Genomic DNA, 21,088 nt, shown 5'->3' on the forward strand with positions numbered 1-21,088 from the left:
TGCCCCAGATTCAATGAGAAAGACACGCGGTTGCCCCACATTCAATGAGAATGCCCCAACATCAATGAGAACGGTCACATGTCTCGTACCACGTCCCGGCGGCTACAGAAAGCGGCGCGATCGGCTCGGCGATTCGCCTGCGCAACAACACTATTCGTCACGGTGACGAAATGTTGCCGTGTGCTCGCATTGATCAGGTTGGGCGGTAGATGTGCGCCCGGTGCTCAACACGACCGATCAGCAGCGCGTGGTCGTCGTCGAGGATGCGGAAGGTGACGCGATAGTCGCCTCGCCGGGCGACGCGCCAGCCGGCCAGCTCGTGGCGCAGCGCCTTCGACACTCGGTGCGGGTCTGTCGGCAGTGTCGCGGTGATGAATTCGGCGATCGCGGCCGCGACTCTGTGCGGAAGCCAATCGAGTGCGCGAACCGCGCCGGGAGCCAGTCGGACTGACCAGGGCTGGTCGTCGCTCACGAGAGGCCGTAGCGCTTACGCAAGTCCTCGCCGGTGATGGTGTTGCCGGCGGCGTAGTCGGCGTCGGATTGGTTGAGTTCGTCGACGTGCCCCGGGGCACGCAGTGCATGCAGGGTTTCGTTGAGCGAGTCGAGGTCGTCGGCGGACATCAGTACCGCGGCGACACGGCCGTGCCGGGTGATGCGGATGATCTCGTGCGTGCTGTCGGCCTCGTCGACCAGCGCGGAAAGCTTGTCCTTGGCTTCACTGAGCGGTACCGTCTTCATAGTTCGATACTAGCCGAAACTCTAGCCTGTCAATAGCTTACCTTTTGGCCGATAAGCTATCTTATGTCAGGTAAACCACTGCATATTGCATCAGATGAATCATTGCCCGCCCTCCTGTTGTTGCCGCCGGCGAGAGTTGGCGGTTTTCGTCGCAATGTGTCTGACGGTCCAGTTCCCATACGAGTACAGTTCGCGGCAACTGGGAGCCTTTGCTGTCGAGGAGGTCAACGCCATGTCCGCAGGTGTCAAGTGTGTTGTGATGTGGTTCTTGGCGGTCTGCGTCCCGGTGTCGATCCCGTTTGCCGTCGTGGTGGCCGTCGGAGTATTGAGCAGCTGCTTCAGCCTTCTTCTGTCCGAAACGCTGTACTTGCCGCTGTTTGAAAGGCTGACGGGTTTAGGGCAGCTGTTACCCACTGGACTTGCACTTCTGTACGCGGGATCGAAGGATCTCTTTTCGGCTGACGCGCCGGCGCGATCAACCCCGAAAGGTAAGGCGCTCTATGGCGTTACTTGGTTTTTCGCAGCCATCGTGCTCGTGGTTGTGACAATGATTCAATTAACGGTGCTGCAGAAGCACGGGTCCGTGCCTTACGACACCCAGCAGGTGATGGCATGGATCTCGCTACTCATCTTTGCCATTTGCGCCGTAATCGCGTTCACGAACATCTACTTGTCAACGCCCGTGCCCACGCCCGCGTCGGCACCTGCATCCGCTGATCAAGCGGTAACCGCATGAGCGAAGCCCTAGTCATGACGTGCGTTGCGGCCGTACTGGCGGGCATTGCCATCATTGTGATGCAAGTTCCCCTCGTCAGAGACAAACACCGCCAGTTAGTCGACTCGAAATCGGTGGCGGGTACCGCAGGCTCGACAGAGTCGCCCCACAGCACAGGTAATTTAGCCGGTACGTCATCCGAGCCTCTACAGGCTGGCGAGGGCTCCCCTAGCGTCAAACACCACCCGGTGGATAGCCATGATCCGGTAACTGAACTGGACGCGGTCGCAGTAGGCACTCCCCACGCGCCACCGCGGAGCGGTACCGATGTGCCGCACGATGAGGCCGGATGGACAGTAGTTGTTGAGGTGGGCGGCCGCAGAGTTCCGGTCACCTTCCCCGACGGTCCTCCTGTTCTCAACACTCAGGGGCACAACGTTATTCGCCGAAAGCCGAGACCCCGCAAGCGCGCCGCGAGCGGCGGCGCCGCGGCATCGGGTGACTCGGTGACCGCACCGATGCAGGGCACCGTGGTCAAGGTGGCCGTCGAAGAGGGCCAGGACGTGGCCGCCGGTGACCTCGTCGTTGTCCTGGAGGCCATGAAGATGGAGAACCCGGTCATCGCCCACAAGGACGGCGTCATCACCGGCCTGGCCGTCGAGGCCGGTGCCTCCATCACTCAGGGCACAGTGATTGCCGAGATCAAGTAGCAAAATAGGACGCTCGCTGGGGGGCCGAGACCACCGAATTATGCCAGTCGTGCCGTCTGCCGCAGATCGGGCGATGCCTGTCGCCTGAACCCACACAGCTTCAGGCGCTTCCCCTTGGCCCGTGTTCCGAATATGGAACAAGGCTATCCCCCGGGTGCGCCGAAATGAAGCACACTGGGCCACACTCCGTTAAGAGTCACTTAACACTGTTGGTTAGCGACCATTGACGGTCCGTCGACCCGGGGTCATGCTGGGTCTGTGGCTGGCCGGCCGGGCTCCTTGGAAGCCGCCGTGGTTAGGGATGCCCTCAATGCCGCTGTGGGCCACGATGAATGGGACCTGTGGCGCCACCGCACCGAACCGGTCAACGTCATCGCGCACCCCGAACGGATCCTGTTCGATATGGATTCGTCTGCGTGGTTCGACGAATTCGACGCCGCCGAGACTGAACTGCAACGCCGGGATAACGCGGTCAGACCCAGCTATACGTACAGCTACTCTGGCCACGAGCTCACCGAGAGAATGCGGGGGTACTACACCGATCTGGGCGTCGGGATCGTCGACGGTCCTCCCCCACCACTGCCAACGGTCGAGGTGGCGAGAATCGATTCCAGCATCCCCAAGAGGGAACCGTATTGGTCACGCGAGTTGGAGCGCGCTTGGCCCGTTATCAAGGAGTTGGCGAGCGCTCTATGCGTCGGACTTGACAGCGCAGAACCCGAGTCCGGTCCGGGGACGGAGTTACCGGCCAACCGCGATCGCACAATGAACCGCTCCAAGATGGCGGACACCGACGTCATGGCGTTGGTGCAGCCCCTGCTCGAAGGGCTGGGAGCCTGGCGCTACATCGCATAGGTGAATCTCCCGCACGGCCAGCGGTTTCGCGCCGGGGCCCGGCCCGTCTGGGCTCTGAGCGCGATTGCGCGCGAAGGGAACCGAGGGAGAGCCGAAGCGACTCCCCCACCGCGGCGGGCGGCTTACTTCTGCTTCTTGCCTGGTCCGGACTGACGGGCAGGTAGGCGTCAAGCGCGGCCGCGACCAACTCACTGCGGTTGGTTTCCCGCGCGCCCGGGCGCGGCGCTCGAATCTGCTTAGTCGACCAGTCTTGCAATGTCTTCATGACCTTGAGCTCACCCTTCGTGGGCCGACTCCGCAGCGGCAGCGGCGTTTCGGATCCCGAGTCGCCCGGCGCATCGCGCCACGGAAAGAGGTCGCCGGGGTTGGGGCCTACCCCCCGAGCAAGGATGAGCGCCGGCAGCTCGTGTGCATGCTTCCGCGGAGCGTTCAACACGACGGCAGCGTGGCTGGGAGCTTTCGACCTGGCTTTGTCGAATCGCGCAACGATCGATTCCGGGATGTACTGCCCTGCGTCCCGGGCCTCACGGCATCGGGCGCTCCAAGCCGATGGACGCCCATCGGCGCACTGGCTGCGTGAGTTGTCCTCGCCGATAGCGAGGTACCTGTTCTCCAGTGCGATGTCAGCAATCCCGGAAAAGGTGGCCCGACGATCATCCCGGCATCGCTGCCAGGATGATCTTGGTTTCGGAAGGTTCCTGACGCCATCTGATGGCGTGCTCATGATCGGCGTCAACCGAACTGCGTGATCCTGTTGTAAACAAGCGCTCAGTAACGTACCGTCTCCAACGTGGTTCCCATCACATTGCCGCGTCAGGCACCGAACATCGTGCGGATGCCGATCATGGTCGGCGCAGTGTCAACGCCGCACCCATCAGCAACTCACGGGTCCGATGGGCACATCGTTTCCCGGAATCCAATGCGAATCCAGGCCAGCCCAAGCTCTCACCGTTCAATACCTCTCGCCAAGTCGAAGTTGTTGACGGCGATGGTCGAACGCTCACTGGCAGATCGCGAAATGTCGGATCTGATCGAGCGCACACGCGGAGGATGCGCAGTGATACAGCAAAGCATTTCCAATTAGCTAGACGACGTGACACGGATGTCAACACTGATTGATTACCTGCTACCAAAAACCCAATACCCACTCGCCCACAACAGAGGCACGATGAACACCCTCTATCCGTTCCCAATAACCACGAACCTCGTACTGACCGAGGGCTATTCGGCATGCATGAAGCGGCAACATAATCGGAATGGCGGCGAGCATCCGGGACGCAGAACACATGCTTTTACGGTTGGCCGACCAACTCGTGACAACGGGTCCAACCTTCGGGTCGAACGGAGATGCTTGCAACCCGGGTCCTTTTGTCCCTCGAACGCTCCCCCACGCTCATTTGACGAGTTGCTGGCCAAAGCTCCTATACCGCTCGGCGATTATCCGACGAGAGACCGGACCAACCTGACTCATAAGCGACAGACATGGAAGGTATGCAAAGAGATTCAGCTGCACAAACCTCCCAGGAGATGGCCAAGCCCCGTCTTTTTTTCCCGTATCTCTTCAACATCTGCAAGGAATGAAATGAACCTTAAGACTGCTTTGGCGATTGTTGCGGCCGCGGTGGTGGCAGCGGGCCTGTCCAACGGGCCAACCGCGAAGGCGGAACCTGTGGCAATGAACGAGCAGGCCCATCAAAAGGTGTCGTCTGACGGTTGGCGTCTGAATATCAATATTACCGGTGAAACGGTGAACTCGGTTCCTAATCTCGCGGCCGCTGCCAATTCCCGAGAGGGCTTTGTCACCGCCACAGCGACGGCAACAGCAAGCGGCGGCGCGAATCCGATCACTGACAGCCTCTTCATCCTCGGCTATCAATTGGGGTGCCAGTCCGACGTGTCGGCTGGTCTGAACCTCGGTGGAACGGGCGGGCTTGGCATCGGTGGCAGCTTTACCCCCGGCGCGGCTCCCAGCATCGGTCCGTCGGCTGGTATCGGTGGGTTTGTCCAGACGATTGTTCAGCCGGGTGTCATTGTGGACCTACCCATGACCAATATGGCTCTCAGCCCGTCTGGTAACGCAAGCCTGAGTATCGACAACCTGCATATCAAGGCAGACGCTTGTGGCGGTGATGTCACAGTGCGTTCATATGCCTACCTACGCATCTCGACTGAGGCAAGCCACACGTCCTTCGCCATCTACGGCGACCCAATCAAGATCTAGCGCACAATGGATTGAAAGGGAAGTGAAACTAATATGAAAGCGATGATTCGACGCTGTGTGGTTTCGGGTGCCGCAGCATTCGCCTTGATGCCCCTCGGGACTGCAATCTCCAACGCCTATCCCGACCCCTACATACCTACTTGGCCAGGCGTGCCTTCGACACCGCCGTATCCTGGCGCATATTCGGACGGATACTACGCTGGGTACACCTATCCGCAGGCCTATACCGATACGCGCGGTGTCAGGACCGGTGCCGTGACGGCTGATCCCATGTCGACCAGTATTTCAATGCCTGGTACTAAGCCGGGCGCTGCGATTCCTAATATGCTGTATTGGTTCACCAACGCCAATGCACGGTATGGGATTCAGGGCGGTGTCACAGCGCCGGATGTGTCTCATGATGGGTACCTGCCAGGAATGGTGGCCAACGGAGGTGCAAGGCAAACTGGGTTGGCGGAGAGCCCTACCGGAATGCCGGCCGAGGGGGGTTCGTCGGCATCGGCGCCCGAGGTGACAGATCCAGCTCCTGCGACGCATCCCCAACTTGAGCAGCCCGGGACCGCAACGCTTGAGGCAGGGCACGACGCGGAGTCACATTGACCTCGGTGCCGGTTAGGACGTCGCCTCGGTCGGCTCATGCGCCATCCAATCGAGGCGGCTTCCGATTTTCGTTGGCCTCCTGAGATGTGTAGCGGCGTATATCTCGGTGGACGAGCAGAGTGCGCCGAGAGCCTCAATAGACGGCAACCTAGGGACGCCTCTCCGCCCCCCGCTCGTGCCACCTAGGGACCGGCGGCCATTAATCTGACGCATCAACACTTGCTAAGGATCACCCGAATGTACTCTCGCCGTTACCGATTGCGATCCTTTCTCGTCACCGCGTTGTATGCCGCATCGCTGGCAGTCGCAGTCGCTCCGTCCACCGCTCTCGCTAACGCACTCCCTGAGACCGATACGAGATGCTCAGACCAGATCAACGACTACGAAAGTGACCGTCGCCCACCGGTGCAAACCAACGAGACCGGCGAACAGGGCGACCGATGCGCCACTGCCGCGCCCGCAGCTGAATATGGTGGATCAAACGAGATACCTGGAGTAACGGAAGGGGTCGCGACCGGCCAGCCATGCAAAAGCGTCGACAAGTACGTTTACGGACGTACCGTAGGCGGCCAGTGGATGAAATGCGAACGTGATGGAAATAGCGGAGGAATATGGGGGCCTACGGCGAGGGTGATCGGTACGTGGGCACCTGGGTCGCCTTGTGAAACCTTGACAGGCATGGCTGGCCAAGGACCGGACGGTCTGCCACTGGTCTGCGGTGATGACGAGCAATGGATTGCGACGGAACCGTGAACTGCGCCGACCGACTGAGGGTGACCCATTTGGTGGTCCAGTCGCTACGCGGCTTGGGTTGGTGGGTCGTGGGCCACTGTAGGGCGACCTCGGCTGGGCTGAGTCCGCGGTGGGCCGAATGCGGTCGGTTGACGTTGTAGTCGATCCTCCAATCTTCGATGATCACTCGGGCTTCCAGCAGCGAATCGAAGCGCCAGGAGTTGAGCAGCTCATCGCGCAGGCCGCCGTTGAACGATTCGATCCAGGCGTTCTGACAGGGTGATCCGGGGTCGATGAACAATGAACCGGTGCCGTTGAACCGGCAGCCAGTCGTTGACCGCGTGAGCGACGAACTCAGGCTCGTTGTCGAAGCGCACGTAGTGCGGCGCCCCATGTGGTCGACCAGTTGGTCGAGGATGTCAACGACGCCGTCGGCGTTGATAGCGCGATCGACGTAGATCGCCAGGACCTCGCGGATGAACTCGTCAATGATTTTGAGCATCTTGATAGTGCTTCCATCGGCGGTGGTGTCGAACTGAAAGTTCATCGCCCAGATCACGTTCGGCCTAAACGCGCACATCGCCCCGACCGCGGTCCCGATGCCGGTCAGGCGCTTCTTCTTGCGCCGCTGGGGAACTCGTAGTCCCTCGTCGTGCCACAGCTGGCGGACGCGTTTGTTGTTGATGTCCCAACCGGCTTTGCGGGCTGCGATCGCTGCTCGTCGCCAGCCCCAGCGGGGCCGGTCGGTGGAGAATTTCCGCAGCCAGGCCCGCAGCTCGGCTTCCTCGCCGGTGATTGTGCTGGTTGTAGGCGCATCGTGGAGCGGTGAATGCCGACCACCGTGCAGGCTCGTCGCTCGGAGACCCCGAATCGCTCGCGCAGCACCGTCACGGCGCTGCATTTGCGGTTCGCGGTTCGCGGTTCGCGGTTCGCGGTTCGCGGTTCGCGGTTAGGAGTTTCCCGCCGAGATCTCCTTGAGCATGTCGATGTCGAGGGCCTGGTTGGCGACCAGCTTCTTAGCCGGGCGTTTTCGGCTTCTAGTTCCTTGGCGCTTGGCGTTGTTGGCTTTCATGCCGCCGGGGGGTGTCAGATGTTCTGTGTAGGTCCTAACGGAAGGATCGCAGGACGTGACGGACGACAAGGACGTGGATGTGACGCTGACTGAGGCTGGCTCCACGGTGGAGATGGCCGAGGCGCTGCGGGCCTCGGGGGCAGTGGATGATCTGCTGGCTCAGATCGATACCGGCGAGGTCGCGCTGACCGGTGAGGGTGGCTTGCTGCCCGGGCTGATCAAACTGGCCCTGGAACGCGGTCTGGCTGCCGAGCTGACTGATCATCTGGGCTATGAGAAGGGTGACCCGGCCGGCCGGTCGCTGCCGAATGCCCGCAACGGCAGCTCGCCCAAGACGGTGGCCACCGAGGCCGGCCCAGTGCCCCTGGACGTCCCGCGCGATCGGGATGGCTCGTTCACCCCGACGCTGGTGCCCAAGGGTCAGCGTCGTACCGGCGGGCTCGATGACATGATCATCTCGCTGTATGCCGGTGGAATGACGTTGCGCGACATCCAATTTCAAATTGAATCCACGATCGGCACCCAGGTGTCGCATGAGACGATCTCCAAGATCGTCGACGAGATCTCCGATGAGGTCCTAGCGTGGCAGCGCCGCCCGCTGGACCCGATCTACCCGGTGATCTATCTCGACGCGATCATCGTCAAGGTCAAAGACGGCGGCCACACCCGCAACAAGGCCGCTCACATCGCCGTGGCCGTCGATATGGCCGGCATCAAGCATGTCCTGGGGATCTGGGTCCAGCAGAACGAAGGCCCGGCGTTTTGGGCGTCGGTGTGCGCCGATCTGGCCAACCGCGGCATCAAAGACGTGCTCATCGTGTGCTGCGACGGACTGACCGGTTTCCCCGAGGCGATCTCGGCGACCTGGTCGGCCGCGGCGGTGCAAACCTGTGTGGTGCACCTGATCCGCAACGCGTTGCGGTTCGTGTCCTACAGCGCACCGCAAAGCCGTAGCCGCCGCACTCAAACCGGTCTACACCGCGCCCAATGCCGATGCCGCGCGGGCGGAATTGGATGCGTTCGCCGGATCGGAGCTGGGGAAGAAAAACCCCACAGTGACCAAGGTTTTCGAACGGGCATGGGAGCAGTTCATCCCGTTTCTGGCGTTCCCGCCCGAGCTGCGCAGGGTGATCTACACAACCAATTCGATCGAATCGCTGAACTACCAACTGCGCAAAGTCACCAAGAACCGCGGCCAGTTCCCCAACGACGCTGCGGTGATCAAACTGCTCTGGCTGTCCATCTGCAACATCGAAGACAAACGCGCCGCCGAGCGCGCCAAGGAACGCGGTCAGAAACGCTGCCGAACCGCCCCCGGACGCCTCGTCGAAGGCCAGGTCGTCACCAACTGGAAGAAAGCACTCGAACAACTCACCCTGGTCTACCCAGGCATCGTCATCGGCAGCTTCATGGGCACAGACCGCATCGAACGCTATCTGTAAGCACCACCATCACTGAAGGTTTCAGACAACCGACCTACACAGAAAACTTGACACGCTCTGCCGCCGTACTGGGCGACCCACCGATGCCATGTCGTTGTTGATTCTTCCTGCCCAAAACACATGGGCAACGGAGTCGCACAACAACTGGACCACTACGACGGGCTCACCTCACGACCACCGCGTCGGTGCTCAAGCGCGGCGAGAACTGCCGATGGAACAACGCAAGGTCCGAAGTGCCCAAAACCCAATCGCAAGTATAGGATTGGGGCTCTCTCGTCCGGTCGCCCGACCCCGCTCGGCTGGCCCCTAGAGCTCTCAAGAAGAAGCCGCGGCGACGGAGGCTGCTGGGAAGTCCCGGGAACTTTGACAGCTGTTTCGAACACTCCTCTGCCTTCGATCCCCCAACTCATCTGGCCACGGCTCAAAACGACAGAGGAAGATTCAGGTAGATGCTGAATCTGCCCTACGGCCAGCACGACCGGAGCTTCGTGACTCGATCTCGTTAACCATCCCGCCATTACCATTAACGAGCGTAGTTTCGCTCCGGCTTTCGCCCGCCACTGACTACTTCAGCGCTGAGGCCGTCGCGGGCCGATGACAACCAACAACGCCAAGGCGACCATCACGCCACTTGTCATCACCACTGCCAACGCAAGTGCACGGTTCCCGAGCCCTCCGATCAGGGGAGCAACCGCAGCGCCCACCCCGAACTGGGTGGCGCCCAGTAGAGCCGCGGCTGTCCCCGCCACTCCCGGATGCGACGACAATGCGAGCGCGGAAGCGTTCGGGATCACGAGGCCCATCGCCGCCAGGATCACGAGCACCAACGCAAGGAATGCGATCAGTCCGCCAACTTGTGCGAGCGTTAGTCCAACGAGCACCAACCCTGCCACCAACGCCACACTCAACCCTGACACGGTGATCGTCCTCGAAGAAGACCAACGCAGCAGCACCACGTTGAACTGCGTTGCCCCAATCAGCACGACCGCACCCGTAGCGAAGACCAGCGCAATCGACAGCCGATCGAGGTCGTACTGGTCCTGCAGAACGAACGGCGCCGCTGAAACGTAGCCGAACAGACCGGACATGGCCGACGCCGCGACCACCACAAGTATCAAAAAGCGTGAGTCTCTCAGCAATTCGGAGTAGCCGCTCAGGATGCTGCGCACCTGCAACGGTCGTCGATGCAAATGCGTCGGCAACGTCTCTGGCATTGCCCGTACAGCTGTCAGCAGTAGTACACCGGCCAGCATCAGCAATGCGACGAATACCCAACGCCACGAACCCCACAGGAGGACGGCCGCCCCGAGTAGCGGCGCGAGCACCGGAGCCACGCCGAGCACCAGCATCAGCCGGGACATAACTGCGGCAGCATCCGACTCCGCGAAAACGTCACCGACCACGGCCATCGCCACGACTGCCGCGGAAGCTGCGCCGACGCCCTGCAAGCTGCGCGCCAAGCCAAGCGTCGTCACGCTCGGAGCAGCCAAACAGAGCATCGATGCCAGCATGTGCAGGACCACGCCAGCGATTACCGGACGCCTCCGACCCAGCGAGTCCGAGATCGGACCGATGATGAGCTGACCTATTGCCAGCCCCAGCAACGTTCCGGTGAGCGTGAGCTGGGCGGCCCATGACGACACCGAGAACTCCTCGGCGATCCCCGGCAGGGCCGGCAGGTACATGTTCACGGTAATTGAACCGAGCGCCAACAGGGCCGCTAGCACCAGAATCGTCGGCTTGCGACTCGCCGTTGCTCCCGCCGTACCGGAGTGCTTCAGGTTGGCTGCGGGTTCGTCCGTCCCGCGTGAGTTCGGAGACTGCCTATTCGACAACGGGCTGCTCTTTGCACTCTGGGGCGCGGAGTCCAGCCGGGGCGCCCGTGGAAATCCCGCGGATGCGTCGCAGGTCGAGTGACCGGGGTCTGCGAGACTGCTACACATCGACTTGACCTGACATTTGGTGGTAGTTGCGATGAACGATCGCGTGATTGATGGCCACAGTCGTGCCTATCTCTCTCACAGCCCGCGATGTGCAGCGAGGCAACTGGACAGCGACACTGTTATGGCGAAGCGAATCTGTGGTGATGTGACCCATCGCAGGCGGGAGACCCGTCGACGCCCCACCTTCTCAGCGCGGATCCCTTTGCGTGTGGTGACGGTCAATTCATTTGCCTCAGCAGGCTGCGGAGACGAGGCTCCTCGGCGGCACCCGTATACGCGTCCAGCCAGATTTCAAGTATTCGACGCACACCGATTGGAAGCGGGAAGTCACGTTGAACAACTTTCTGTAGAAGGACTTCGACCGCTGCGGCGGGATCGCCTCCGCCGATCTCTAGATAAATGAGTTGCCGCTCCCGCCGGCGTAGGCACGGCCGTGCGACATCTGCCAGAAGCCAGGCCACCTCGCTATTGGAGACCCCGGACCAATCGCGGCGATCAAATATCAATCTCGGCGCTTGCGCGGCCGCTGTAGCGCAAGGCGGCTGCGCAGGGCTCCGAGTTTTGCTTTCGAAGTTCATAAGCTGCCATCACTGGACATGAGACCGACAAGCCGCCGTAGCAGGACGCCGCCTCCAGCGACGGCTACCGTGTTGCCCGCATCACAGATGAGGCCGCCGTCGGCGCCAGCGATGCTCGCCTTGAGTTTCGACACCTCCACCGCGCCAGGCTCATAGCCCTCGTCATCATCACTCCCACCCGAGTTTCCCGGATTCGGGTTAGCGACACTCACCGAGCGGATTGACTTCGCGCGCGTTGATTTTGACCATCGCTGGCCGTCGGCCCCGTCGACCACGGCCCAACGAGAACGAGTGCGACGCAGGCGTGTACCGCCCACACTGGTACGGCGATCGACAGGGATCACACCAACCAGAGTACAGTACTAAGCGCTCAGTCCGGTGTTGGTCCACCTGCTGCAGCCCCCACACCGGTCGGTGAATGCTGTCGGTCGCTTCAGTAGACATAGGCCACGCAGGGTTCTCAAGATCGATGACCTGCCAGAGCGATCGAAAGAGCTTAACGTCCAGCTCACCGTCGCTGCGTCACCGTTGCCGGCATAAAAACGCCATAATTCAGTGCGCGTTTGAGGTTGGCTGTGAAAGCCTTGAAAGCTGCACGTAGCCCGGTCCCGAGACGAGGCCGTGGATTAAGGTGTCGACTATCACGTCGACGATCAATTGTCTTGGTATGCCGTCCGTTTGGATAGCGCGGCATCCGACGCAAAGTAGCGACCAAAAGACGCGCCGCACCCATCCGGCTGGAACCGTAGCATGCCGCGGTGCCACCTTATTCAAAGCTGCGGCAACCGGCCCGTCGCATGAGTCGATATGCGCTAACAAACTCGCCGACTCACGTACGACCGGCTCGGTGTAGATATAAAGCATCGCCGGACCGAGATCTAGTTGGGTTTCCACGACACGACGAAATGCGTCGAGTGGAAGACCATGGTCGGGATCGGCCAGTCTGATTCCGTCGAGAGAGACCCTTCGCAAGTGCAGGGCCATCGCACGAATCAAGTCTGAGCGCTCGGCGAAATAGCGATGGAGCGTGGTGCAGCTCACACCAGCCGCCGCGGCAATATCACGCAACGGCGCCGAGGGACGCTGCCCCAGAACGACTATGGCAGCATTGAGAATCGCGCCGCTAGTCCGCATTCGCGGCCCGCGCTCAGCCCGCCGCACAGTCACGGCCCGAAACGTAACAGATGCTTTTTCAAGAGGGCAATTCACGTCTCATTTTGTGACGATACTTTTGCGGGTGGTTAACGCATGGACGGCTGGATTTTGCGTGATGTGACATCCTTCCCTCGCCTAGAGCGGCGCAGTAGAACTTGACACGGTCACGATGGATTGGCCTATCTCACACCGCTTCTGACGAATCGGCGTGCACGTTAGCCGCGGCACTGGGATGTTCGATCAATAATCGGCTGAGCTATTCGAAGGTTGAGTCTTGGGAGCTGCCCACGAGGTGCCAGGTTTTCATCGGCGACCGTTGTCCGATTGCCAATCCCGGGGGTCGAAACCGCTGAATGAAGATCCGCATATCCGGCTCTCCTCTCTATCGATAGAGCCACGTTGCGATTCCAGTCACACTTTTCATCCATGGAAATGGGGCAACCGGCGAACCGGCTTGACCATACCCGCTTTCGAGGCCAAGATGGGGAGGTGACTAAGCGCTCACGACACCCTCTCTATGCTCGGCCGCCGGCCGAGTTGGCCGTCGATAGCGCGCGACCCGAACCTCAGCTGCTACATCACAATGTTCGACCAACGACAGACCACCTCGACACCGAGACGGGCCATTCAACGATGAAATCGCAACTTAACGAAGCTGATACGGTCGCGCCGCGTACTCGACTTGTGAACGCGGCCATTGAGGCGTTTGCCGAAAAGGGGTTCAATGCGACCACTACGCGCGACATCGCATCCGCCGCCGGAATGAGCCCAGCTGCGCTCTATGTGCACCATAAGTCCAAAGAAGACCTGCTCTACCTGATCTCGAAATCGGGCCATGAAAACACCCTGCACGCAGTGCACGAAGCCATCGCGTCCACTACCGATCCCACCGCCGCACTGCACAAACTCATCCACGACTTTGTGATCCTGCACGCCAGCGGGCCCGCCGCGGCACGAGTCACCAACTACGAACTCGCCGCACTCACCCCCGAGCACTTCGCCGAAATCCGCGACATCCGCCACCAGATCGAACAAGAAGTACACAAACTCGTAGAAACCGGAGTCACCAGCGGCGCCTTCGACACCCCCGACCCACGGATGGCCGCCATAGCCCTACTCTCGCTCGGCATCGACATCGGACGCTGGTACCACGAAGGCGGCCGCTGGAGCCCCGAATACATCGCAAAACGGTGCGCCGACATGGCACTACGCATCGTCGGCGCCGACTAGCGACCCGCGATTATGATTGCTTCGTATTTGATCGGGGTCAGCCATAGGCCGGGATTGGCGTATGCGCCTATGGCGGGCCCGTTCTATCCCCTTGATCATCCCGATCCGCAATACTCCTCGGCTGTCCGAGCGGCGGCGGTCCAGAGCATGCTTCTGCAGTTGGGGTGAAGAAGCGCTCCATGGTCGCGTTGTCGCTGGCTGCGCCGACGCGGGTCTTCTCGTAACGGGCCGGCCGCGTGCACGAAATGCCTTGACCTCACCGCATGTTCCAGCGCCATTCTCCTTTAGCAATCCGCCTCACCACTGTGGTGGGCACCACACCACAGTACGTTACTAAGCGACCGCTCACAACGATGGATTGCAAATTATTCGCATCGAGAAACGCAAGCACGCGGCTCGACATGGTCCAGAGTTAATCGTTTTCAGGACAAGGTATTCCGATGCGCCCGGGTTCGGCCCAAACCAACCCGTCGCTCGGATCAAGCTCATAGCAGGGCCTGGTATGCCGGCCCGCCGGGACTACGAAAACCCACAGTTGGTTCTTTGATTCGAAGGTCAGCGACCGGGTTGGTTGTCTGCGATGTAGTCGCGCACCAACTCACCGGCCGGAAGATCGCAGTCGTACTCCGTCATCCACGAAGCGAGCATCTCCACCGGCTTGAATGCGCCCAACGGATCCAGCTCGGTATCGCTGAGGACGCAATCCGATGAACCACTCCACCGTTGCACCATCCCTCCGTTGATGTGTGGCGTCTTGACGTTCACTGTCGACACCAGCTGGGCAATGTCGGGGACACCCCGTCCACTCAGCGGGGGAATGAGGCGCAACGTGAGCGTCGGAAAATCGACAAGTGCCATCTCTTCGGGCGTCTTCTGCTCCTGCGGTTGGAACTTCAGATCCGTGATCACCTGTCCATGTCGCTCGGCGGTGAAGTGCCAGGCGCCCCGCTTGCAGACCAGCGCCATGCGCGCCGTCTTCTTGGCAAAGCCCCAAAGCTCGCGTCCGGAGGCTACCGCGACTTCCCCGTCGGCGTACATCAGCGGACTGTACATGAACGGACGACCTTCCACGGTTACCTTCACGAAGAAGGCGAGCTCGTGATACGGCCCGAAGGCCGTTTCGACGTAGTCACTTGCGGCGACGACGCCAAGCGGCCTGTCGGATTCCAGCTCCAGACCGGGCGGCAGGTAGGGCGCCACCTTCGAGCCGTCAAATCGCATCAGGGCTGAGATCGTCCGCGCATCCCGATACGGATACGGCGGTGCACCGTAGAGCGCAGCCGGACCGTATGGCTGCGAGAAAGACCACCACTGGTTCTGCAGAGTCGAATCCATACCACTTTTGTTCACCACGTCACCTCATTGTTGTGGGTTCGGCGCCGAGTACCTGCTCGGCAATGATGTGAACTGCTCAAGGTGAAGCAGTTCGCCTAGTCGCCCATCGTGGCGCCACCAGCTGGGTCAGTCGCTTCCGAAGTTCGTAACACGACGATGCGAAAGATTCGATCCACGTTGTCGGGCACCTTCGGCTATCTCGGGAAACCTAGACGGCGGTCCATCCTCCGTCGATCACCAGCGTCTGTCCGGTCATGTAGGACGACCCGTTGGACGACAGAAAGACGAGCGCACCATCGAGTTCGTCCTCACGCCCGCCACGGCGCATGGGCATCCGCCGAAAGCGCCGCTCTCCCGCCTCGCCCATGAAGAGGTCTTCGGTGAGCTCACTTGGGAAGTATCCTGGCGCCAACGCGTTGACTCGGACGCCCCGGTCCGCCCATTGCGCAGCCAATTCGCGGGTCAGACTGATCACTGCGCCTTTGCTTGCGCAATAGCCCGCCTCGGGGATGGTCCAACTCGCCACCAGACCATTGATCGAAGCAACATTCACGATGCTGCCACTCCCCTGGTCAAGCATCACGCGGCCAACGTAGTGGCACATACGGAACAGGGCGTTCACGTTGACGTCCATCACCGCGCCGAACGTTGCGGTGTCCTCCTCCTCTGCCGGCTGCACCGAGGTGATCCCGGCGTTGTTCACCAGGATGTCAATTCTGCCCTGCCACGCCAACGCCCGCTTCACCACGTCCCGAGCCTGTTCCTCGTCAGTCAGATCGCAAGGGGCACTGAGCACCTGCCTGGGATGTGCTTCCGCCAGGGCATCGAGGGCGTCAGCGCGACGGGCTACTGCCACGACGTGGGCACCGCGCTCGGCCAGTACCTCCGCAAAGCGACGCCCCAACCCTGAACTGGCACCGGTGACAATGGCGGTCCGACCGGTGAGATCGAACAGCGGATCGCCCGCAGCGGTCGTGTGTCGGGATGACATCACATCGCCAGCCCGCCGTCGACGGGCAGCACGACACCCGTGATGTAGCCGGCCTCTTCGCTCGCCAAAAATCCGACCGCGTGGGTAATTTCGGCTGGGGCGGCAAACCGACCGAGCGGGATCTGGGCAGCCACCTCGGCGCGGCGGTCCTCGGGCATCGAGTCGATCATTCGAGTTGCGGCATTGGGGCTGATCGCGTTGACGGTAACTCCAAAGTTGGCGAGTTCCTTTGCCGTCGTCTTGGTAAAGCCGATGATGCCTGCTTTAGCGGTCGCGTAGTTGGCCTGCCCGAAGTTCCCATGCAGCCCGGTGTACGAGGTCACGTTGATCACCCGCCCATGACGCTGCGCCCGAAAGTGGGGTGTGCAAGCCCGAGTCAGCCGGAAGGTGCCGCCGGCGTGAACGGCCAGCACGCTCTCCCAGTCTTCGTCGGAAATCTTCCAGCTGACTGAGTCACGCAGCAGGCCGGCGTTGTTGACCACGATGTCAACGCGTCCGGTGTCCGCCACGATGGCCGCGACCGCCGCGTCCACGGACCCAGTGTCGGCGACGTCCACCACCCGGGTACGGAGCCCGCCTTCGGCAGCGTTCGCTACGGCCGATTCATCGCGATCAAGGGCGAAAACATCGGCACCAGCGGCATGGAAGAATTTAGCCAGTTCCAGGCCGATGCCGCGACCGGCGCCGGTCACGATCGCGGTCCGGCCGGTGAAGTTGAACTCGACGTTCGCCAAAGTTCTGCCTTTCTATTGTCAAGATCGTACGGTGGCTATCGGTCAGCTGCCCACCCGACGGTGTTCGTGTGAGTTCAATTGGTGGGCAGCGGTTTCCGCTCAGTCTGGCTTCAGCCAATGCATTCCTCAGCAGTTACTCGGAACCTGCCCGACCCGCATGTCGCACATCTGGGAAACCGAGGTTCCGTCCGACGAGTTCCTTCATGATCTCGTTGGTGCCTGCCCAGATTCGCGTGACGCGCGCATCCCGCCAAGCGCGGGCGACCCGGTACTCGGTCATATAGCCGTAGCCACCGTAGACTTGGACGCAACCGTCGAGGACGCGACCCTGCACATCGGAGGACCACCACTTGGCCTTCGCCGCGTCGACCGCAGTCAGTTCGCCCCGCACGTGGCGGTCAACACAGCGGTCGACATAAGCCTGCGTGACTTCCATCTCGGTCGCCATCTCTGCCAGGTGGAACTTCATCCCCTGGAACGACCCGATGCTTTGTCCGAACGCCTGGCGTTCCTTGGCATAGCTGATGGTGTCCTCGAGGATCGAAGCGGCATGCGCGAGATTGGCGACCGCTCCACTGATCCGCTCCTGGGGTAGGCGGTCCATCATATGTTTGAAACCGCTGTTCTCCTCCCCCAGCAAGTTCTCCTCAGGCACGAACACATCATCGAAAAAGAGCTCTGCAGTGTCGCTTTCGGGCTGTCCGATCTTGTCGAGTTTGCGGCCGACGGTGAAACCGGCCATGCCCTTCTCGACCACGAAGAGTGACAAGCCACGCGACCGGGCGTTTGGAGTCGTGCGGGCAGCCACAACGACGAGATCGGCCGACCCGCCATTGGTGATGAATGTCTTCGAACCGTTGAGTACCCAACCGCCAGAAGCACGTTGGGCCGTGGTTTTGATACCCGCGACATCGGTACCACCCGCACTCTCGGTCATACCCATCGCGGTTACCAGCTCGCCGGAACAGAATCCCGGCAACCACCGCTGGTGCTGCTCAGACGTGCCCAGCTCGACAAGGTAGGGCGCCACGACATCGACATGAATCGCAAAGCAAGAGTTCGCGGCGAGCGAGAAGCGAGCGAGTTCTTCACCGAGGATCGCCTGATATCCCCAGTCGGGAGCACCGCTACCGCCGAGGTGCTCGGGAACTCCGAGGCCCAGTAACTCTGCCTTGCCGGCGATCCGCCAGATCTCCCTGGCGAAGCACCGCTGCTCGATGAAGGATTCGTAGCGAGGTTCAAGGTCACGGTCGATGAAGGAGCGCACAGATTCCCGGAAGGCGAGATGCTCCTGCGTCTGATTCATATTCCTGCTTCCGTACCGTTCTTGGTCGCCACCTGGTGTACGGCGACCGGAGGCGTCATGGCGGATCCCGCATGGCCGAAGAGCTGTTGTGCCAGTACGCGCTTGAGGACCTTGCCGGTGGCGCTCATCGGGAGTTGATCGAGGATGACGAGCTCGCGGGGACGCTTGTAGCGCGCCACCCGTTCGGAGATCCAATCCAGAATTGCCGGCGAATCGTCGGCCGCGGACGCCGTCAGTCGCACGACCGCAACCACTTCCTCGCCGTACCGTGGATCGGGACGACCGATCACCACGGCATCGACAACAGCTGGGTGGTGCTTGAGGTTCTCCTCGATCTCGCGGGGATACACGTTGTATCCCCCTCTGATGATGAGCTCCTTCTTGCGGTCGATGATGGCGATGTATCCGTCGTCGTCCCTGATGCCGATATCGCCGGTACGAAACCAGCCATCGACCATGACTTCGGCGGTGGCATCCGGGCGGCCGAGGTATCCCTTGAAGACGTTGTGCCCCCGGACGACCACCTCGCCGCGTTCTCCGGTGCGGACGAACTCGATTCGATCGGAAACATCATCGCGGGCGATCTCGACCTCAACACCCCAGACCGGGCGACCGACGGTTCCGGGCCGACGCGGGAAGTGTGGCTGGTTGAAGCACACCATCGGGGAGGTCTCCGAAAGGCCGTACCCCTCCATGATCACCGTGTTGAATGCCGCTTCGAAGTCAGTGAGCAGCGAAACCGCCATCGGTGCGCCGCCTGAGGTGCATAACCGCAGCGTCGGGATCTGCGCAGCGCCGGCGCGCGCGGCTTCGAGCAATGCGACGTACATGGTAGGTACACCCTCCAAGATGGTGACACGGTGCTCGGCCATCAGTCGCAGCGCATCTTCGGCATGGAAGCGGGGCATGACCACCAAACAACTGCCCGCCAGGAAACCCGCGTTCATCACGCAGGTCATGCCGTACACGTGAAAGAGCGGAAGTGCGGCCAGGATGACATCCTGCTCGGTAAGGCTGAATAGGTTCGGCGAAGCCGAAATCCAGGCGTTCCAGAGCAAGTTCGAGTGCGACAGAACCGCACCTTTAGGCGTTCCGGTCGTGCCGCTGGTGTAAATGACCACGGCGTCGTCGTCGCCCGCGAGCGCCGGTCGCTCAGTCGGCCCAGAGGCGGGCGGTAGTTCGGCCCAAGTCAGACTCCGACAACCCACTCTGTCGGCAACCGGGGAAGCCACATCCGCGGGATCGCCGCTGGTGACGAGTAGCGACGCCCCGCTGTCGACGATCGCGTGCTCAAGTTCCTTGGCCGACAGTAGTGGATTGAGCGGCACCACCGTCGCTCCCACCGCCAGACCCGCGAAATATGCCTCAATGAAGGGGATCCCGTTGTTCATCAGGATCGCGAGTCGCTGCCCGCTAGTTACACCCTGCTGGGCGAGTGAGGAGGCCGAAGCTCGCACATTGAGAGCAAGCTCGGCATAGGTAATCGTTTTGCCGTCTGCAATCACCGCAGGCCTGTCCGGAAAGCGTGTGGAGCTCTCGAACAGTAGCTCACAGGTCGCCGTCATCTTGTTCCCCATCTCCGTGTGCCTACCCGCCCGGTCAGCGGGCCCGAACCGTGTCGCGCACTGCGCACGGCAGGAACTGTCGGAGCGAACCGCACTCTGCATCCTTCCGAGGTGAATGAACGCTTAGTCACTAAGCTTACTGAGCTGTGCCGAATCCGGCAAGCCGCGGGTAATCTCTCATGCAGGAGGCGCCGATCCTGACGCCGTGGACGCAAGACGCAGCCGACGAAATCGGGATCGGTTTGCGAATCAGCCTGTGTGCCGACAGCTTTGAGTTACGTGCCGCAAACTCAATCCGTGGGGTACCACCGACCGCGGTGTCTAGCTGATAATCCCGATCTTCTCCACCGCGGCAGCTAGGTTTTCATTGGCCGTCAGTCGGGGATCTCGACAACCGATCACCAAGGCGGCGGCGATGCCGATGGACCCGGATGTTGAACCTGGCGCGGGGACGGTACCGGGGATGACGATGGAGTTCTCGGGCACTTCGTTCCCACTCGTTTCCAGGGAAACCCCGCTGACGTCGACCACTCGGCTTGCCGGGGTGATGGTGACCCCGGGCGCCAGGATGGCGCCATGTCGCACCCGTACCCCAGCACCCACTACACACCCACTGCCGATATGGCAGTCGTCCTCAACAATGGCCGGCCGGGCCTCGATCGGATGGAGCGAACCGACGATGCTGGTACATGGCAAGATCTTTACGCGAGAACCGATCTGTGCGCAGGTGCCCAGCGCCACCCAGGTGTCGATCAGAGTCTCTGCGCCGACCCAGACGCCGAGGTGCACGTAGCAGGCCGCCAGCGTGGTCCCGGGGCCGAAGAACGATCCATGCCGGGCAACTGCGGGCGGCGCAACCCGGATCTGCCCTACTTCTAAGCCGCGCTTCAATGGGAATCGATCTCTGAACTGCAGCGGACCGGCCTCAAACACTGTCGTTGGCTGACTATGCCGGTAATACAAGTCGAGGGCCTTTTTCACCCATAGGTTGACGGTCCACTCACCCTCCGTCTGATCGGCACAACGAATGTTGCCACTATCGATCAGATCGACGGCCTCGCGAGTGGCGCGCCACTCCGCTCGATTAAGTGTGGTGGGCATCCGTGCCCAGATCTCAGCAATCGTCTCGGCAAGCTGTTCGGTGCCAGCCATTAGTTCCTCCCTCA

Annotated in this window: 14 protein-coding genes and 3 pseudogenes; 6 read left to right on the plus strand and 11 right to left on the minus strand. The window is 61.3% G+C overall.

What is annotated here, in order from left to right:
* Positions 1-193: 193 nt before the first annotated feature.
* Positions 194-472, minus strand: a complete 279-nt coding sequence (locus BST13_RS35745; RefSeq protein ID WP_083170653.1) for a type II toxin-antitoxin system RelE family toxin — start codon at positions 470-472, stop codon at positions 194-196.
* A complete protein-coding gene (locus tag BST13_RS35750; protein ID WP_083170654.1) occupies positions 469-738 on the minus strand; it encodes a type II toxin-antitoxin system Phd/YefM family antitoxin in 270 nt (89 codons plus the stop codon). Before BST13_RS35750 ends, BST13_RS35745 begins: the two co-directional genes overlap by 4 nt.
* Before the next feature lie 232 nt (positions 739-970).
* Between BST13_RS35750 and BST13_RS35755 the strand changes: the two genes are divergently transcribed.
* From BST13_RS35755 to BST13_RS35770, 4 genes and pseudogenes are all read left to right on the plus strand, one after another.
* Positions 971-1,474, plus strand: a complete 504-nt coding sequence (locus tag BST13_RS35755) for a hypothetical protein (RefSeq protein WP_142282933.1) — start codon at positions 971-973, stop codon at positions 1,472-1,474.
* 335 nt (positions 1,475-1,809) lie between these two features.
* A pseudogene (locus BST13_RS35760) lies at positions 1,810-2,163 on the plus strand (acyl-CoA carboxylase biotin carboxyl carrier protein subunit); the annotation flags it as partial.
* A 291-nt stretch (positions 2,164-2,454) separates the two neighbouring features.
* Positions 2,455-3,018 carry a hypothetical protein gene (locus BST13_RS35765; RefSeq protein ID WP_142282934.1) on the plus strand — a complete coding sequence of 188 codons (564 nt, stop codon included), beginning with the start codon at positions 2,455-2,457 and terminating at the stop codon, positions 3,016-3,018.
* A 1,582-nt stretch (positions 3,019-4,600) separates the two neighbouring features.
* Entirely contained in the window at positions 4,601-5,239 is a 639-nt protein-coding gene (locus tag BST13_RS35770) for an MspA family porin (protein WP_083170659.1), read from the plus strand.
* Between the two features lie 1,405 nt (positions 5,240-6,644).
* On the opposite strand, the pseudogene BST13_RS35775 reads toward BST13_RS35770, so the two are convergent.
* Positions 6,645-7,649: pseudogene (locus BST13_RS35775) on the minus strand (IS3 family transposase); the annotation flags it as partial.
* A gap of 106 nt (positions 7,650-7,755) precedes the next feature.
* Here BST13_RS35775 and BST13_RS35780 point away from each other — a divergent pair.
* Positions 7,756-9,085 (plus strand): annotated as a pseudogene (locus BST13_RS35780) (IS256 family transposase).
* Positions 9,086-9,654: 569 nt separating this feature from the next.
* On the opposite strand, the gene BST13_RS35785 reads toward BST13_RS35780, so the two are convergent.
* Positions 9,655-10,866, minus strand: a complete 1,212-nt coding sequence (locus BST13_RS35785) for a Bcr/CflA family efflux MFS transporter (protein WP_245839946.1) — start codon at positions 10,864-10,866, stop codon at positions 9,655-9,657.
* Between the two features lie 1,292 nt (positions 10,867-12,158).
* Complete coding sequence (locus BST13_RS35790; protein ID WP_142282935.1) at positions 12,159-12,773, minus strand: TetR/AcrR family transcriptional regulator; 615 nt, start codon at positions 12,771-12,773, stop codon at positions 12,159-12,161.
* Positions 12,774-13,394: 621 nt separating this feature from the next.
* On the opposite strand from BST13_RS35790, the gene BST13_RS35795 reads away from it, so the two are divergent.
* Positions 13,395-13,991 (plus strand): TetR/AcrR family transcriptional regulator, encoded by a 597-nt coding sequence (locus BST13_RS35795; RefSeq protein ID WP_083170663.1) that lies wholly within the window; start codon positions 13,395-13,397, stop codon positions 13,989-13,991.
* 555 nt (positions 13,992-14,546) lie between these two features.
* On the opposite strand, the gene BST13_RS35800 is transcribed toward BST13_RS35795, so the two are convergent.
* The 6 genes from BST13_RS35800 to BST13_RS35825 all read right to left on the minus strand — a co-directional run bounded on the left by BST13_RS35800 (position 14,547) and on the right by BST13_RS35825 (position 21,074).
* Positions 14,547-15,326, minus strand: a complete 780-nt coding sequence (locus tag BST13_RS35800) for an acetoacetate decarboxylase family protein (RefSeq protein ID WP_083170665.1) — start codon at positions 15,324-15,326, stop codon at positions 14,547-14,549.
* A 208-nt stretch (positions 15,327-15,534) separates the two neighbouring features.
* On the minus strand, positions 15,535-16,317 hold the full coding sequence (locus BST13_RS35805; protein WP_083170666.1) for an SDR family NAD(P)-dependent oxidoreductase: 783 nt from the start codon (positions 16,315-16,317) through the stop codon (positions 15,535-15,537).
* Entirely contained in the window at positions 16,317-17,051 is a 735-nt protein-coding gene (locus tag BST13_RS35810) for an SDR family oxidoreductase (RefSeq protein ID WP_083170668.1), read from the minus strand. Before BST13_RS35810 ends, BST13_RS35805 begins: the two co-directional genes overlap by 1 nt.
* Positions 17,052-17,184: 133 nt before the next feature.
* Positions 17,185-18,357, minus strand: coding sequence for an acyl-CoA dehydrogenase family protein (locus BST13_RS35815; protein ID WP_083170669.1), 1,173 nt, complete (start codon positions 18,355-18,357; stop codon positions 17,185-17,187).
* Positions 18,354-19,934 (minus strand): long-chain-fatty-acid--CoA ligase, encoded by a 1,581-nt coding sequence (locus tag BST13_RS35820; protein WP_245839944.1) that lies wholly within the window; start codon positions 19,932-19,934, stop codon positions 18,354-18,356. The genes BST13_RS35815 and BST13_RS35820 overlap by 4 nt, the downstream gene beginning before the upstream one ends.
* Positions 19,935-20,243: 309 nt before the next feature.
* Positions 20,244-21,074 carry a DapH/DapD/GlmU-related protein gene (locus tag BST13_RS35825; protein ID WP_083170671.1) on the minus strand — a complete coding sequence of 277 codons (831 nt, stop codon included), beginning with the start codon at positions 21,072-21,074 and terminating at the stop codon, positions 20,244-20,246.
* Positions 21,075-21,088 lie beyond the last annotated feature (14 nt).

The sequence above is a fragment of the Mycobacterium aquaticum genome (assembly GCF_002086485.1).
In the GTDB taxonomy this organism is placed as follows: Bacteria; Actinomycetota; Actinomycetes; order Mycobacteriales; family Mycobacteriaceae; genus Mycobacterium; species Mycobacterium aquaticum.

What these genes read in the sequence shown, in the direction of transcription:
- BST13_RS35820 (WP_245839944.1), bottom strand. Translation starts at nt 19,934, where the DNA reads ATGGGGAACAAGATGACGGCGACCTGTGAGCTACTGTTCGAGAGCTCC.
- BST13_RS35815 (WP_083170669.1), bottom strand. Translation starts at nt 18,357, where the DNA reads ATGAATCAGACGCAGGAGCATCTCGCCTTCCGGGAATCTGTGCGCTCC.
- BST13_RS35805 (WP_083170666.1), bottom strand. Translation starts at nt 16,317, where the DNA reads ATGTCATCCCGACACACGACCGCTGCGGGCGATCCGCTGTTCGATCTC.
- BST13_RS35795 (WP_083170663.1), top strand. Translation starts at nt 13,395, where the DNA reads ATGAAATCGCAACTTAACGAAGCTGATACGGTCGCGCCGCGTACTCGA.
- BST13_RS35825 (WP_083170671.1), bottom strand. Translation starts at nt 21,074, where the DNA reads ATGGCTGGCACCGAACAGCTTGCCGAGACGATTGCTGAGATCTGGGCA.
- BST13_RS35750 (WP_083170654.1), bottom strand. Translation starts at nt 738, where the DNA reads ATGAAGACGGTACCGCTCAGTGAAGCCAAGGACAAGCTTTCCGCGCTG.
- BST13_RS35800 (WP_083170665.1), bottom strand. Translation starts at nt 15,326, where the DNA reads ATGGATTCGACTCTGCAGAACCAGTGGTGGTCTTTCTCGCAGCCATAC.
- BST13_RS35755 (WP_142282933.1), top strand. Translation starts at nt 971, where the DNA reads ATGTCCGCAGGTGTCAAGTGTGTTGTGATGTGGTTCTTGGCGGTCTGC.
- BST13_RS35770 (WP_083170659.1), top strand. Translation starts at nt 4,601, where the DNA reads ATGAACCTTAAGACTGCTTTGGCGATTGTTGCGGCCGCGGTGGTGGCA.